This is a genomic window from Polaromonas sp. (assembly GCF_029945895.1).
Classification (GTDB): Bacteria; Pseudomonadota; Gammaproteobacteria; order Burkholderiales; family Burkholderiaceae_C; genus Polaromonas.
Genome location: NZ_JAQSDL010000084.1, coordinates 35148 through 49282 on the forward strand (window position 1 = coordinate 35148; position 14135 = coordinate 49282).

Annotated in this window: 12 protein-coding genes; 2 read left to right on the forward strand and 10 right to left on the reverse strand. The window is 63.1% G+C overall.

What is annotated here, in order from left to right; genetic code table 11:
• Positions 1–8: 8 nt before the first annotated feature.
• Complete coding sequence (locus PSV33_RS10840) at positions 9–947, reverse strand: NAD-dependent epimerase/dehydratase family protein (protein WP_300561521.1); 939 nt, start codon at positions 945–947, stop codon at positions 9–11.
• Positions 948–1013: 66 nt separating this feature from the next.
• Between PSV33_RS10840 and PSV33_RS10845 the strand changes: the two genes are divergently transcribed.
• Positions 1014–2057, forward strand: a complete 1044-nt coding sequence (locus PSV33_RS10845) for a CDP-6-deoxy-delta-3,4-glucoseen reductase (protein ID WP_300561524.1) — start codon at positions 1014–1016, stop codon at positions 2055–2057.
• Positions 2058–2693: 636 nt separating this feature from the next.
• On the opposite strand, the gene PSV33_RS10850 is transcribed toward PSV33_RS10845, so the two are convergent.
• The 9 genes from PSV33_RS10850 to PSV33_RS10890 form a co-directional block, all read right to left on the reverse strand.
• The gene (locus PSV33_RS10850) at positions 2694–3686 is read right to left on the reverse strand and encodes a tripartite tricarboxylate transporter substrate binding protein (RefSeq protein ID WP_300561526.1); all 993 of its coding nucleotides are present in this window, start codon (positions 3684–3686) and stop codon (positions 2694–2696) included.
• 183 nt (positions 3687–3869) lie between these two features.
• On the reverse strand, positions 3870–4598 hold the full coding sequence (locus PSV33_RS10855) for an ABC transporter ATP-binding protein (RefSeq protein WP_300561528.1): 729 nt from the start codon (positions 4596–4598) through the stop codon (positions 3870–3872).
• A 14-nt stretch (positions 4599–4612) separates the two neighbouring features.
• Positions 4613–5380: an ABC transporter ATP-binding protein gene (locus PSV33_RS10860; protein ID WP_300561530.1), complete on the reverse strand. Its 768-nt coding sequence runs from the start codon at positions 5378–5380 to the stop codon at positions 4613–4615.
• 10 nt (positions 5381–5390) lie between these two features.
• The gene (locus tag PSV33_RS10865) at positions 5391–6509 is read right to left on the reverse strand and encodes an ABC transporter ATP-binding protein (protein WP_300561533.1); all 1119 of its coding nucleotides are present in this window, start codon (positions 6507–6509) and stop codon (positions 5391–5393) included.
• A 9-nt stretch (positions 6510–6518) separates the two neighbouring features.
• Complete coding sequence (locus PSV33_RS10870) at positions 6519–7448, reverse strand: branched-chain amino acid ABC transporter permease (protein ID WP_300561535.1); 930 nt, start codon at positions 7446–7448, stop codon at positions 6519–6521.
• 264 nt (positions 7449–7712) lie between these two features.
• Complete coding sequence (locus PSV33_RS10875; RefSeq protein ID WP_300561538.1) at positions 7713–9053, reverse strand: replication-associated recombination protein A; 1341 nt, start codon at positions 9051–9053, stop codon at positions 7713–7715.
• Between the two features lie 21 nt (positions 9054–9074).
• A complete protein-coding gene (gene lolA, locus PSV33_RS10880; protein ID WP_300561540.1) occupies positions 9075–9788 on the reverse strand; it encodes an outer membrane lipoprotein chaperone LolA in 714 nt (237 codons plus the stop codon).
• Positions 9789–9895: 107 nt separating this feature from the next.
• Entirely contained in the window at positions 9896–12241 is a 2346-nt protein-coding gene (locus PSV33_RS10885; protein ID WP_300561544.1) for a DNA translocase FtsK, read from the reverse strand.
• 70 nt (positions 12242–12311) lie between these two features.
• Entirely contained in the window at positions 12312–12989 is a 678-nt protein-coding gene (locus PSV33_RS10890; RefSeq protein ID WP_293595424.1) for a Crp/Fnr family transcriptional regulator, read from the reverse strand.
• A gap of 203 nt (positions 12990–13192) precedes the next feature.
• On the opposite strand from PSV33_RS10890, the gene trxB reads away from it, so the two are divergent.
• Positions 13193–14134 carry a thioredoxin-disulfide reductase gene (trxB, locus tag PSV33_RS10895; protein WP_300561546.1) on the forward strand — a complete coding sequence of 314 codons (942 nt, stop codon included), beginning with the start codon at positions 13193–13195 and terminating at the stop codon, positions 14132–14134.
• Position 14135 lies beyond the last annotated feature (1 nt).

The window sequence follows — 14135 nt, forward strand, 5'->3', positions numbered from 1 at the left end:
ATAGCAAATCAGCAGGCGGGCGGTAGCACCAGCCCTTGTGCCACTGTCGGGTAACGCAGCGCCACGCGCAGTTCCTCTTTGAGCCGCGTGTTGTCAAGCCGGCGCGACTCGCTCATGAAGCTCAGCAGCATCAGCGGCAACTCGTCCTGCGCGGTGCTGCGCGCCACCCGCGGCGGGCGCGGCAGGCGATACAGGTCGGCGGCCAGGTCGAAGTAGTCGCCCATCTTCAGCTCGGTGTCGTCGCTGGCATTGGTGCTGCGCTGCGGTTTGCCGCGCCACAGGGCCGCCACGCAGGCGCGCGCCAGGTCGTCGGCATGGATGTGGTTGGTGAACACGTCGTCGGCCGGCGCCAGCACCGGCGTCCCCTTGAGCAGGCGCCCGCGCGGCGTGCCACCCTCGCGGTCCGGCGCGTAGATGCCCGGAATGCGCAGCGTGTGCACCCGCACACCGCTGGACCGTCCAAAAAAGCGCAGCTGCGCTTCGGCATCGACGCGGCGCCAGGCGCGCGGCGTGTGCGGGTTGACGGCGCGGGTTTCACTCGCCCACTCTCCCTGGCAATCGCCGTACACGCCGCTGGTTGAGCCATACACCACCGCCTGCGGCAAGCCGCGCAGGCGCAAGGCTCGCAGCAAGGCCAGCGTGCGCGGGTCGCGGCGCCAGTCGGGCAGGTTTTCGCCGGGCGGCGGCGCCAGGTGCACCACGCGGGTGGCCAGCCCGGCCAGCCGGCGCAGGGTGGCGGATTGGTCCAGGTTGCCGGCCAGCGGCGTGATGTGACGGGCGCGCAGTTCAGGGCAACGCTCGGGCGACGAGGTCAGGGCCAGCAGCCGCACACGCGGCGCCAGCTGGCGCGCGACACGCAGGCCGACGTCGCCGCAGCCGATGATCAGAATGCGCTGGCGGCGAAAGCGCGAAGGCAGGGCACCGAGGGGACTTTGGTTTGAGGGCAAAATTGGGGAATGGGCTGGGAACAGCCAGAGTTATAAAAAACAGGATTACGTCAGAGGATAACCAGTATGACTTTCAACGTCACCGTGCTGCCCAGCGGCCGCTCGTTCACCGCCAACCCCGACGAAGCGCTGCTGGCCGCGGCCATCCGCCAGGGCATAGGCATGCCTTATGGATGCAAGGACGGCGCCTGCGGTTCCTGCAAATGCAAAAAGATCGAGGGCACGGTCGTGCACGGCCCGCACCAGCTCAAGGCGCTGAGTCACGAGGAAGAAGCCGCGGGCTTCATTCTCACCTGCTGCGGCGTGGCGCAAACCGACGTGGTGCTGGAGTCGCGCCAGGTGACCGACGAAAGCGCCTTCCCGATCAAGAAAATGCCGGCCCGCGTGAGCAGCCTGGCGCGCGCCTCGCTCGACGTCGTCGTGATCCGCCTGCAGCTGCCGGCCAGCGATGTGTTCAAGTACCACGCCGGCCAGTATGTGGAGTTTTTGCTGCGCGACGGAGATCGCCGAAGCTACTCCATGGCCAATGCGCCACACACGCAGGCGGACACCCCGGGCATCGAGCTGCACATCCGCCACATGCCGGGCGGCAAGTTCACCGAGCAGGTGTTTGGCACCATGAAGGAAAAAGACATCCTGCGCATCGAAGGGCCTTACGGCAGCTTCTTCCTGCGCGAAGACAGCAAAAAACCCATGGTGCTGCTGGCCTCGGGCACCGGTTTTGCGCCCATCAAGGCGCTGATCGAACACATGCAGTTCAAGGGCATCACCCGGCCCGCAATACTGTACTGGGGCGGCCGCCGCCCGGCCGACCTCTACATGAACGACTGGGTGATGGCCAAGGTGGCCGACATGCCCACCCTGACCTATGTGCCGGTGATCTCCAACGCGCTGCCGGAAGACAACTGGACCGGCCGTACTGGCTTTGTGCACCAATCGGTGCTGGAAGATTTTCCCGACCTGTCGGGCCACCAGGTCTATGCCTGCGGCGCCCCCATCGTGGTCGATTCGGCCCGCGCTGACTACAGCGCGCTCGGCGGCCTGCCGGAAGAAGAGTTTTTTGCGGACTCGTTCACGACGGAGGCGGACAAGGCCAAGGCTTTGGCGTGAAAGCTCGGAGTTGAGGCGTCACGCTGCGTCCCCGGTTCACCCTGGACAGTAGGACGGACTCCCCACTCCCACCCCTAGCCCCTGCCCTCGCCCCGCTGGGCGATGGAGGGGACTTCATTTGGCTCCGTGTGCTGCTCTCACGTGCAAACATGACGGTCCCGTACTCCGACGATGACGCGCAAAGCGCGTCATCGCCTCCCCGAACCCGAACCCGAACCCGAACCCGAACCCGAACCCGAACCCGAATCCGCATTTGTCCCTCCACCCGTCGGGCTGGGCCGAGGAGCGCAGGCAAAAGCGGATCAGGGCTCGCGATTGTCTGAGCCGAAGGCGAGTTCGAGCGAGACCCCGCTTTTACCGAGCACCGGAGGTTGCCCGTAGCGAAGCGGAGGGACCCAGACCATCGGGTCGCCTTTCTTTCCGTTAGGTTTCTTTGGCGAGACAAAGAAAGGTAACTCGCCCGCCGGGGCGAGACCCGGCTTGCTGGCAAACCACGAAAAGTGGAACAAGGTAGTCAGCACACATGTATCCCGGATCAGGTCCGGGATGACAACTGCGAAGCACACTTTAGCTATGAATTACATAGCTATCTGCGCACATCCCATAAGGGCTGAAGCCTCAAAAGGCTCAACAAAATCAATCCACCCGAGCCCCGGAAGCCTTCACCACCTTCTCATACTTGGCCAGCTCGCTTTTCATGAAAGCGCCAAACTGCTCGGGCGTGCTGGCCACCGGTTCGGCCAGCAGGGTGGCAAAGCGGGCTTTGGCTTCCGGCGAGTTCAGCGCGGCGACAAAGGCCTGGTTCAGTTTGGCGACCACGTCTTTCGGCGTGGCGGCCGGGGCCACCAGGCCCCACCAGGTGTCGATGGCAAAACCCTTGAGCGTTTCGGCCACGGCCGGCACATCGGGCAGCGCCGCGCTGCGTTTTTCGGTGGTCACGGCCAGCGCCTTGAGTTTGCCGGCCTTGATGTTGGCGGAGGCGGTCGCGAGGTTGTCAAAGTTGAAGTCCACCTGGCCGCTGAGCAGCGCCAGCTGCGCCGGGTTGCCGCCGTTGTAGGGAATGTGCAGCGCAAAAATGCCCGCGTCTTTCTTGAACATTTCCCCGGCGAGGTGGCCGGCGCTGCCGTTGCCGCCGCTGGCGTAATTGAGTTTGCCCGGGTTGGCCTTGGCATAGGCAATCAGGTCCGCCAGCGTGTTGATGTTCAGGCGTCTGGCGGTGTCAGCGTTCATCACCAGCACGTTCGGCACGCGCAGCATCTGCGTGATGGGCGCAAAGTCGGTGGCCGCGTTGTAGGGCATCTTGCTGTAGAGCCACGGGTTGATGGCGTGGGTGGCGACGGCGGCGATGCCGATGGTCAGGCCGTCGGGTGCTGCCTTGGCGATGGCGTCCACCCCGATGTTGCCGCCTCCGCCTGGGCGGTTTTCAATGATCACGGTACCCAGCGAGTCCTTGACGCGCTCGGCCATCAGGCGCGCGGTCACGTCGATCGGGCCGCCGGGTGCATACGGCACGATGATGCGCATGACCTTGGGCTGCGCGGTGGCAACAGTGGAAGACAGGGCCAGCAGGGCAAAGGCCGTGAGGGCCAGCGTACGGGCCGCGAAGGAAGGGAGGAATGAAGATGTCATGCCCCGATTGTGCAAAAAAATGCCGGCCGCGTCACTGTGACAATCCCGGACAACTTCGATCGGAGCCAACCTGTACCGTCTTCCGCCGACGCGTCCCGAACCGGTGAACTCAGATGACGCTATGAATCAAATAGCTGCTTGCGCCCACCCCATAAGGGCCAGGCGCGCACAATTCTTGAAGAATCACTCGCCCAGATAAGCCGCTCTCACCCGCGGATCATTGAGCAGCTCCTTCGCCTCGCCATTCATCGTGACCAGGCCCGACTCCATGACATAACCGCGGTCGGCAATGCCCAGGGCCCGGCTGGCGTTCTGTTCGACCAGCAGCACGGTGACGCCCTGCGCCGACACGTCCCGGACCACTTCGAAAATCTTGTCGACCATGATGGGGGACAGGCCCATGGACGGTTCGTCGAGCAGCAGGACGCGCGGACGGCTCATGAGCGCGCGGCCCATGGCCAGCATCTGCTGCTCGCCGCCGGACATGGTGCCGGCGAGCTGGTCCTTGCGTTCGCGCAGGCGCGGGAACAGCGCAAACATCTTTTCCATGTCAGCGGCGATTCCAGCCTTGTCATCGCGGATGTACGCGCCCATCTGCAGGTTTTCCGTGATGGTCATGCGGGTGAACACGCCGCGGCCTTCCGGCACCATGGCCAGGCCTTCCTTGACCAGGTCCCAGGCGCCCTGGCCTTTGATGCTTTTGCCCAGGTATTCGATGTCGCCGCCCAGCAGCGGCAGCGTGCCGGTGATGGCCTTCATGGTGGTGGTCTTGCCGGCGCCGTTGGAGCCGATCAGCGTGACCAGCTCACCCTCCTTGACTTCGAAATCGATGCCCTTGACCGCCTGGATGCCGCCATAGGCCACTTTGAGGCCGGTGACTTTGAGCAGGGTGGTATGACTTGTAGTGGCCATGTTCTTGGTTTCCTTCAATGACCTGTGCCCAGATAGGCGGTGATCACTTTTTCATTTTTCTGCACCTCGGAAGGCGGGCCTTCGGCAATCTGCTTGCCGTAATCGAGCACGGTGACACGGTCGCACAGGCCCATGACGAGCTTCACGTCGTGTTCGATCAGCAAGATGGTGCGGTTGTCCTTGCGGATCTGGTCGATCAGCTCGCGCAGCTGCACCTTCTCGGTGGCATTCATGCCCGCGGCAGGTTCGTCAAGGGCAATCAGCTGCGGGTCGGTCGCCAGTGCCCGCGCGATCTCGAGGCGGCGCTGGTCGCCGTAGCTCAGCGTGCGCGCCTTGAAGTCCGCGTATTTGCCGATGCCGACGTAGTCGAGCAGTTCCTGAGCGCGCCTGGAAATCGCCGCTTCTTCGGCCTTGAAACCGGGTGTGCGAAAAACCGCACCGATCAGGCCCGATTTGGTGCGGATGTGCCGTCCCACCATGACGTTTTCCAGCGCCGTCATGTCGGCAAACAGGCGGATGTTCTGGAAGGTGCGCGCAATGCCGGCCTTGGCCACCTCATGCACGGCCGACGGCTTGTACGGCTTGCCGGCGAGTTCGAAGGTGCCGCTGTCGGGCGTGTACAGCCCGGTCAGCACGTTGAAGAAGGTGGTCTTGCCGGCGCCGTTGGGGCCAATCAGGCCGTAGACCTGGCCGCGTTCGATGTGGATGCCGACGTCGCTGAGGGCCTGCAGGCCGCCAAAACGCTTGGACACGCCCGAGACTTTGAGAATGGTTTCGCTCATGACCTTGCCCTTATTTGCCGTTGCCGGTGTTGACCAGCGATTTGCCATGGTCAGGCGCCGGCCACAGGCCGCGCGGCCTGGACAGCATGATGGTGATCATGGCCAGCGCAATCAGCAACTGGCGCAGGATGGCGGAGTCGAGACGGCCGCCCGTCATGGCCTGCAGCGGCCCGGCCACGTGACGCAACACTTCGGGCAGCGCGGCCAGCAGCAGCGCGCCGAGAATGACACCCGGCAGGTGGCCGATGCCGCCCAGCACGACCATGGCCACAATCATGACCGACTCCATCAGGCTGAAGGACTCGGGCGAGACAAAACCCTGGAAAGCGGCAAACATGGAGCCGGACACGCCGCCAAACGTCGCGCCCATGCCGAACGCCAGCAGCTTGAGGTTGCGGGTGTTGATGCCCATGGCCTTGGCGGCAATCTCGTCTTCGCGAATCGCCATCCAGGCGCGGCCGATGCGCGAATTTTCAAGCCGGTGGCAGATGACCACCGACACAATCACCAACACCAGAAACAGGTAGTAATACATCGAGACCGATGCCACCTCGATGCCGAAGAAGCTGTGCGTCTTACCGAGGTCGAAACCAAAAAACTTGATCGAATCGATCTGGTTGATGCCCTTGGGCCCGTTGGTCAGGTTGATCGGGCGGTCCAAGTTGTTCAGGAACACGCGGATGATCTCGCCGAAACCCAGTGTGACAATCGCCAGGTAGTCGCCACGCAACTTGAGCGTGGGCGCGCCGAGGATCACGCCGAAGAGGCCGGCGAGAGCCGCCGCCATCGGAATGATGGCCCAGATCGGCAGGTGCAGGCCGTTCGGGAATTCAGCTGCAATCCAGGGAAAAGCGCTGGCCAGATGAGGAGACCCCAGAAGCGCGAACAGATAGGCACCGACCGCGAAGAAAGCGACATACCCGAGGTCAAGCAAGCCCGCATATCCCACAACGATGTTTAACCCCAGCGCCAGCAGCACATACAGCAGCGCCATGTCCAGAATACGGACGTATGCGTTGCCACCCGTTTGACCAAAAAGCCGGGGCAAAATTTCCTGTAAAAATAACGGAAGCACCAGCAGCAGCACGGCCACCACCAGGAAAGAAAGGAGTCTGTGTTTTTTCATCATGGTGGTCTCCTAGGCCCTGTCCGCCACACGTTCTCCGAGCAGCCCTGAAGGCCGCAGCGTGAGCACAAAAATAAGCACGATGAAGGCGAAGATGTCCGAGTACTGGCTGCCCAGTACACCCCCGGTCAGCGGGCCGATGTAGCCGGCGCCAATGGCTTCGATCAGCCCGAGCAGGATGCCGCCCAGCACCGCGCCGCCGAGGTTGCCGATGCCGCCAAACACGGCGGCGGTGAACGCCTTGAGGCCGGGCAGGAAGCCCATGGTGTGCTGCACCGTGCCGTAGTTGGATGCGTACATCACACCGGCCAGTGCGGCCAGCACGGCGCCGATGATGAAGGTCGCCGAGATGACGGTGTCGGGCTTGACCCCCATCAGCGCGGCCACTCGCGGGTTCTCGGCGGTGGCACGCATGGCCCGGCCCAGCCGGGTGTAGTTGACCAGGTACATGAGGATGGCCAGCGACACCGCCGTGGCACCCAGAATGAAAATTTGCGTGACAGTGATCACCGCGCCGGCGAACTGCAGCGGCTCGGACGGCAGCAGCGTCGGGTAAGGCTTGTAGTTGGGCTTCCAGATGATCATGGCCAGGGTCTGCAGCAGGATGGACATGCCAATGGCGGTGATCAGCGGCGCCAGCTTGGGCGAGTTGCGAAGCGGCCGGTAGGCGACTTTTTCAATCGCGAAATTGAGCGCACCACACACCACAAAGGCGATCAGCAGCGAGATCACCAGAATGACCCAGCCCGGCGTGCCGGGCATGGCTTCCTGCATCCACACAATGATGGTCCAGCTGGTCAGCGCGCCCACCATCAGCACCTCGCCATGCGCGAAGTTGATCAGGTTGATGATGCCGTACACCATGGTGTAGCCCAGGGCGACCAGGGCATACATGCTGCCCAGCACCAGCCCGTTGATGATCTGCTGAAGCAAAACTTCCATAACTCACTCTCCCGATTGGTTGAAATTGTCAACGCCGCCTGGCGGCCACGACCCCCCGGGATCACCGTGAGGCCGTGTGAGTTAACAAAAAGCCCGCCTATCAACACCAGAAGACAACTGGATTGGGTGGCGAGCTAATCCGCAAATTGTAGCCATGCGTCTCTAGCGAGAAACGGGCCAGCAAGCCGGTTTTCGCGGGGTTTACCCTTGAGAAACCGCATTTATCGAACCGGATCAGGCTTTATCAGCAGGATTTGTTTTTCATTAGTTTTTCTGCTTGTTCAGCAGCTTCAACTCATTCAGCTTATCGGCAATCCGGATCTCCAGACCCCGGTTCACGGGGCGGTAAAACACCGGGACCGGCATGCCATCGGGAAAGTAGCTTTCGCCGGCAGCAAAGCCGCCCTCCTCATCATGGGCATAGCGGTAGTTCTTGCCGTAGTCGAGGTCTTTCATCAGCTTGGTCGGCGCATTGCGCAGGTGCAGCGGCACCGGTCGGGTGCCGTCTTTTTTCACCAGGGCGCGCGCCTCGTTGAAGGCCTTGTATACCGCGTTCGACTTGGGGGCGATGGCCAGGTAGACCACACATTCGGCCAGCGCCAGCTCGCCCTCGGGCGAGCCCAGCCGCTCGTACACCTCGGCGGCGTCCAGCGCCAGCCGCAGCGCACGCGGGTCGGCCAAGCCAATGTCTTCGCTGGCCATGCGGATCAGGCGCCGCGCCATGTATTTGGGCTCGGCGCCGCCGTCGAGCATGCGCACCAGCCAGTACAGCGCGGCATCCGGGTCGGAGCCGCGCACCGACTTGTGCAACGCCGAGACGGTGTCGTAAAACTGCTCGCCGCCCTTGTCGTAGCGGCGCATGCGTTCGCCCAGCACCTTGAGCAGCCAGGCCGCCGAGACCTCCAGGCTGCCGCCCTTTGTTTCACGCTGGGCCGCCACGTTGAGCGACTCCAGCGTGTTGAGCAGCCGCCGGGCATCGCCGTCGGCGTAGGCCACGAGCTGGCCGGCAGCATCAGACGCTATGCTTTTGATAGCTGGTAGCGCTTTCTCGGCAAGGACTCTGGCAATGATTTGCTTGAGATCTTCTTCCCCCAGGGGCTGCAGCACATACACCGCGGCGCGTGACAACAGGGCCGAGTTGACTTCAAACGAGGGGTTCTCGGTGGTCGCACCGATGAAGGTGAACAGGCCGCTTTCCACATGCGGCAGGAACGCATCCTGCTGGCTTTTGTTGAAGCGATGCACCTCGTCGACAAACACGATGGTGCGTTTGCCGCCCTGCCCCTGCCAGATGCTGGCCTGCTCGACCGCTTCCCGGATTTCCTTGACGCCGCCCAGCACGGCCGAAATGGTGATGAAGTGGGCGTCGAAACTGCTGGCCATCAATCGTGCGATCGTGGTCTTTCCCACGCCGGGCGGGCCCCAGAGGATGCAGCTGTGGGGTTGGCCCGACTCAAAGGCAATACGCAGCGGCATGTCCGCGCCGAGCAGGTGCTGCTGGCCGATCACCTCACCGAGGTTTTTCGGACGCAGGCGCTCGGCCAGCGGGGCCGCGGCCCGGGCATCGGCGTCCTGCCCGAAAGGGGTCCCGTCGAGAGCGGCCATGCCTGTCTTCTTCTGTTTGTTCTATTGGCGAATCACGTCCGCGCCGGCAGGCGGCTTGAACTCGAATACGCTGGCGCCCAGGGCCGGATTGACCTCGAACTGGGTGAAGGTCATCACCGAGCGCTGGCCGAAGCTGTCGAGGATTTCCAGCACCGCCAGCTCGCTGCCCTTGCCGGTGTTCCTGAAACCCACGGTGATGCTCTGCACCTGGCCGTCCCGGGTTCTGGGTGAGGCCTGGACCCACTCGAGTCCGGCCCGGTCGGGCTGCGGCACCAGGGTGAAATCGGCCTGCAAGGCCTTGATGTCTGCCGCCGCCGCGATCACGGCGGCGGGCGTGCCGCCGAGCACCTGCGTGAGTTTGCGGGCGGTCACCTGGTTCAGGTCCACGTCGTGCAGCCACAGGGTCTGGCCGTCGGACACGATGCTTTGCTCGAACGGCTTTTTGTAGACAAACTTGAACCGGTTGGGCCGCAAAAATTCGAAGCTGCCGCTGGAGGTCTTTGTCTTGGCGGTTTGCCCTTCGCGCGCGGGGCTGGTCACCACCTGGGTGAACACAGCGCGCCCGCTTTTCGTGTTCTTGACAAAAGCCTCCAGGCTTTCCAGGCCGTTGGCAGTGTTCACCTGCGCGCTGGCAGCGATGGCAAAAACAGCCAGAAAAGCGGCCGATGCGGCCCGGAATGCGCCCCCCAGGGGGCGGCGGGCGGCGAGGGCGGGAAATGGAAGGGAATGGATCATGGCAAATGGAGGGGTAAGCCCCGTTGGGTGAACAGTGCTTGTGGGACTCATGCGACGGGCATTGGTTGCCTGAAGAATGTATCGCTGCGGTAAATGCCCCGCTGTCGTCATTCGGCGCGTGCGGGCACCAGAATTTCACGCTGCCCGCTGCCCGACATCGCGCTGATCATGCCCGACTTCTCCATCTCCTCAAGCATGCGGGCGGCACGGTTGTAACCGATCTTGAGGTGGCGCTGCACCAGCGAGATCGAGGCCTTGCGGTTTTTCAGCACGATCTCGACCGCCTGGTCGTACATCGGGTCCTTGTCGCCCTCGCTGCCGCCGTTGCCGTCACCCAGCAGGTCGCCCTCGCCGTCCACGGTACCGCCTTCGAGCACACCGTCGATGTAGTTGGGCTCGCCCTGCTGCTTCAGATAGGCAACGACGCGATGCACCTCATCGTCGCTGACAAAGGCGCCGTGCACGCGAATCGGAAAACCGGTGCCGCTGGGCATGTACAGCATGTCGCCCATGCCCAGCAGCGCTTCGGCGCCCATCTGGTCCAGAATGGTGCGGCTGTCAATCTTGCTGCTGACCTGGAAGCTCAGCCGCGTCGGAATGTTGGCCTTGATCAGGCCGGTGATCACGTCCACGCTGGGGCGCTGGGTGGCCAACACCAGGTGGATGCCGGCAGCGCGCGCCTTTTGCGCCAGCCGGGCGATCAGCTCCTCGATCTTCTTGCCGACCACCATCATCAGGTCGGCCAGCTCGTCGATCACAACCACGATGTAGGGCAGGCGCTCCAGCGGCTCGGGCTGCTCGGGTGTCAAGCTGAAGGGGTTGTAGATGAACTCGCCGCGCACCTTGGCTTCGTCGATCTTGACGTTGTAGCCGGCGAGGTTGCGCACACCCATCTTGCTCATCAGCTTGTAGCGTTTTTCCATCTCGGCCACACACCAGTTCAGGCCGTGCGCGGCCTGGCGCATGTCGGTCACCACCGGGGCCAGCAGATGCGGAATGCCTTCGTAAACACTCATCTCGAGCATCTTCGGGTCGATCAGCAGCAGGCGCACATCACGGGCATCGGCCTTGTAGAGCAGGCTCAGGATCATGGCGTTGATGCCGACCGACTTGCCCGAGCCGGTGGTGCCGGCCACCAGGCAATGCGGCATCTTGGCGAGGTCGGCCACCACCGGCGCGCCGCTGATGTCCTTGCCCAGGCCGATGGTCAGCATGGACTTGGCTTCGTTGTAGACCTGCGAGCCCAGAATTTCACTGAGCTTGATGGACTGGCGCTTGGCGTTGGGCAGCTCGAGCGCCATGTAGTTCTTGCCGGGAATGGTCTCGATCACGCGGATGGACACCAGGCTGAGCGCACGGGCCAGATCCTTGGCCAGATTGACAATCTGCGCGCCCTTGACACCGGTGGCCGGCTCGATCTCGTACCGCGTGATGACCGGACCGGGCGCCGCTGCCACGACACGCACGTCCACGCCAAAGTCCTTGAGCTTTTTCTCGATCAGCCGCGAGGTCATCTCCAGCGTCTCGGGTGCCACGGTTTCCTGACGTATCAGCGCACCGTCGAGCAGATCCACCTGAGGCAGCTTGGAGTCGGGCATCTCGCTGAACAGCGGCTTTTGCCGCTCCTTGGCAACCCGCTCGCTTTTTGGAATCTCGACCAGCGTCGGCTCGATCAGAACCGGCACCGGGTGATGCTCCTCGATCTCGGTGCGTTCTTCCTGCAGGACTTCCTCGCGTTCGCGGGCTGCGACGCGGCCCACGGCCAGATCCTCGGCGATCTCGCGTTTTTCGCGGCGCGACTCGATCAGCTCGTCCAGCCATGCGCCTATGCGCTGGGCCGTGTGAGCCCAGGAAAAAGCAAACACCACAGACACCGCAATCACGCCGACAGCAATCCAGACCAGGCCGGACCCTGTGAAACCCAGCCACTTCACGCTGGCGGGCCCCGCCAGGTAACCCAACACCCCGCCTGCATGGCCGGGCAGCCTGAATTCAAAGCGGTACAGCCGCGACCATTCGAGCGCCGCGCTGGCCAGCAGCAGCAGCGCCAGACAGGACCAGAACCTGACGCGATCAAACGCCGTGCTGGCCGCCGGCTGGCCACGCAGACCGCGCGCCAGCGAGCCCAGCCAGGCGCGCACCCCCGCAGCCAGCGCCCACCAGACGGAAAAACCGAACAGGAAATAGCTGGCATCGGCAAGATGCGCGCCCAGGCGTCCTCCCCAGTTGCGTGTAACGGCCTGGCCCGCCTTGAGCGCGCCGGCCGCTTCGGTGCTGCCGGTGGTGGACCAGGCCGCATCCTGCGGCGAATAGCTGAGCAGGGCTCCGATCCAGAAGACCAGCGCGAGCAGGCCCAAAATCAGGCTGACTTCATGCGCGAAGCGTTTCACACCACCTGCGGGACCGGCGGTGGCAGAGGTTCGGGAGTTCAGGGTATCAAGCGAATAAGTCATAGGGCAAGGACTGAGCTTACCTCAGTTAACCTGCCCTGCACGGCGCAAAAAGGTGACAGAAAAGCTGTCGTCAGCCCAGGGTATTGAGCCTGTCCTTGACCCACATCGAGCCATCGGCGCGGGTCTCGATAAAGCCGCGCTCTTCCAGGTCTTTCATCACGCGGCTGACCATCTCGCGCGAAGCCCCGACCATTTTGGCGAGGTCCTGGCGCGAGACCTTCTCGCGGATCACGGTGTTTCCCTCGCGGTCCGGCACCGCCGACTCCAGCAAGGCTCGGGCCACGCGGCCGTAGACATCCATCAGGGCCAGTGATTCAATCTTGCGGTCGGCCTGGCGCAGGCGTTGCACCAGACCTTTCATGACCGCGTAGGCCATGGAACTGTTTTCGGGCAGGCAACGGGCAAACTCCGGCCGGCCGACCACCAGCACGTCGGTCTGGACTTCGGTGCGCACGGTGGCCGAATGGGGTTCGTTGTCGATCAGGCTCATCTCGCCAACGTAGTCACCGGGGTGCAGTGTGGCCAGGATCACTTCGCGGCCACGTGCATCGGTCGTCACGACGCGCGCCCGTCCTGTCAGGATGATGGCCAGTGCATTGGACTTCTTGCCCTGCTCGACAATGGCCTCCCCCCGCTTGTAGCGGCGCTTGATCACGGCCTGGGCCACGGATTCGGCCTGACTGGTTGTCAGCATCGAGAACAGAGGTACCCGACGAATCAGTTCAAGGTTAGACACCATCGTAGACATGACAGACTTCTCCAGACCGCGCGGTGAAAGGGCTCCAAAAGCCTGCCGGCGCCCGAACAAGGGCCCCAGGATGCAAACTTCTGAAACGGGTTCTTACAATAGCGTGTGTTGTGCCAACTATTTACGCCCATCGGGGGTTTTAAACCCTGTGGTCAGCCCCGACTCTAACTGAGTTCAAATGCTTTCCCCTACAGATTTTCACCATGCGACATTCTAAAGTTCTCATTCTGGGGTCTGGCCCCGCAGGCTACACCGCGGCTGTTTATGCGGCGCGCGCCAACCTCAACCCGGTGTTGATCACCGGGATCGCGCAAGGGGGGCAGCTGATGACCACCACGGACGTGGACAACTGGCCAGCCGATCCGCTGGGCGTACAGGGCCCGGCGCTGATGCAGCGTTTTCTGGAACATGCCGAGCGCTTCAAGACAGAAATCATCTTCGACCACATCAACAAGGTCGACTTCAGCCAGCGTCCCTTCACATTGACCGGCGACAGCGGCACCTACACCTGCGACGCGCTGATCATCGCCACCGGTGCGTCCGCCAAATACCTGGGCCTGGACTCCGAGACGGCCTTCATGGGCCGGGGCGTGTCGGGTTGTGCCACCTGCGACGGTTTTTTCTACCGCGACCAGGAAGTCTGCGTGGTCGGCGGCGGCAACACCGCGGTGGAAGAGGCCTTGTACCTGTCCAACATTGCGAGCAAGGTCCACCTGGTGCACCGGCGTGACAAGTTCAAGGCCGAAGCCATCCTGATCGACAAGCTCCACGAAAAGGTGGCTGCCGGCAAGATCGTGCTGAAGCTGCACCAGACACTCGATGAAGTGCTGGGGGATGCCGCCGGTGTCAATGGTGTGCGGCTCAAACACACGCAAACCGGTGCCACTGAAGATCTCCCCGTACAGGGCTGTTTCATCGCCATCGGCCACCAGCCGAACACCGACATTTTTGCCGGCCAGCTGGACATGAAGGACGGTTACATCGTCACCCGCGCAGGCTTGCAGGGCTTTGCCACCATGACCAGCGTGCCTGGCGTTTTTGCCGCCGGTGACGTACAGGACCATGTCTATCGCCAGGCCATCACGAGTGCCGGCACCGGCTGCATGGCGGCCCTCGACGCCCAGCGTTTTCTGGAACAGAGTTAGG

Coding starts and splice junctions, on each gene's coding strand:
- PSV33_RS10855 (WP_300561528.1), bottom strand. CDS start 4,598: ATGGCCACTACAAGTCATACCACCCTGCTCAAAGTCACCGGCCTCAAA.
- PSV33_RS10890 (WP_293595424.1), bottom strand. CDS start 12,989: ATGTCTACGATGGTGTCTAACCTTGAACTGATTCGTCGGGTACCTCTG.
- PSV33_RS10860 (WP_300561530.1), bottom strand. CDS start 5,380: ATGAGCGAAACCATTCTCAAAGTCTCGGGCGTGTCCAAGCGTTTTGGC.
- lolA (WP_300561540.1), bottom strand. CDS start 9,788: ATGATCCATTCCCTTCCATTTCCCGCCCTCGCCGCCCGCCGCCCCCTG.
- PSV33_RS10865 (WP_300561533.1), bottom strand. CDS start 6,509: ATGATGAAAAAACACAGACTCCTTTCTTTCCTGGTGGTGGCCGTGCTG.
- PSV33_RS10850 (WP_300561526.1), bottom strand. CDS start 3,686: ATGACATCTTCATTCCTCCCTTCCTTCGCGGCCCGTACGCTGGCCCTC.
- PSV33_RS10885 (WP_300561544.1), bottom strand. CDS start 12,241: ATGACTTATTCGCTTGATACCCTGAACTCCCGAACCTCTGCCACCGCC.
- PSV33_RS10845 (WP_300561524.1), top strand. CDS start 1,014: ATGACTTTCAACGTCACCGTGCTGCCCAGCGGCCGCTCGTTCACCGCC.
- PSV33_RS10870 (WP_300561535.1), bottom strand. CDS start 7,448: ATGGAAGTTTTGCTTCAGCAGATCATCAACGGGCTGGTGCTGGGCAGC.
- PSV33_RS10875 (WP_300561538.1), bottom strand. CDS start 9,053: ATGGCCGCTCTCGACGGGACCCCTTTCGGGCAGGACGCCGATGCCCGG.
- trxB (WP_300561546.1), top strand. CDS start 13,193: ATGCGACATTCTAAAGTTCTCATTCTGGGGTCTGGCCCCGCAGGCTAC.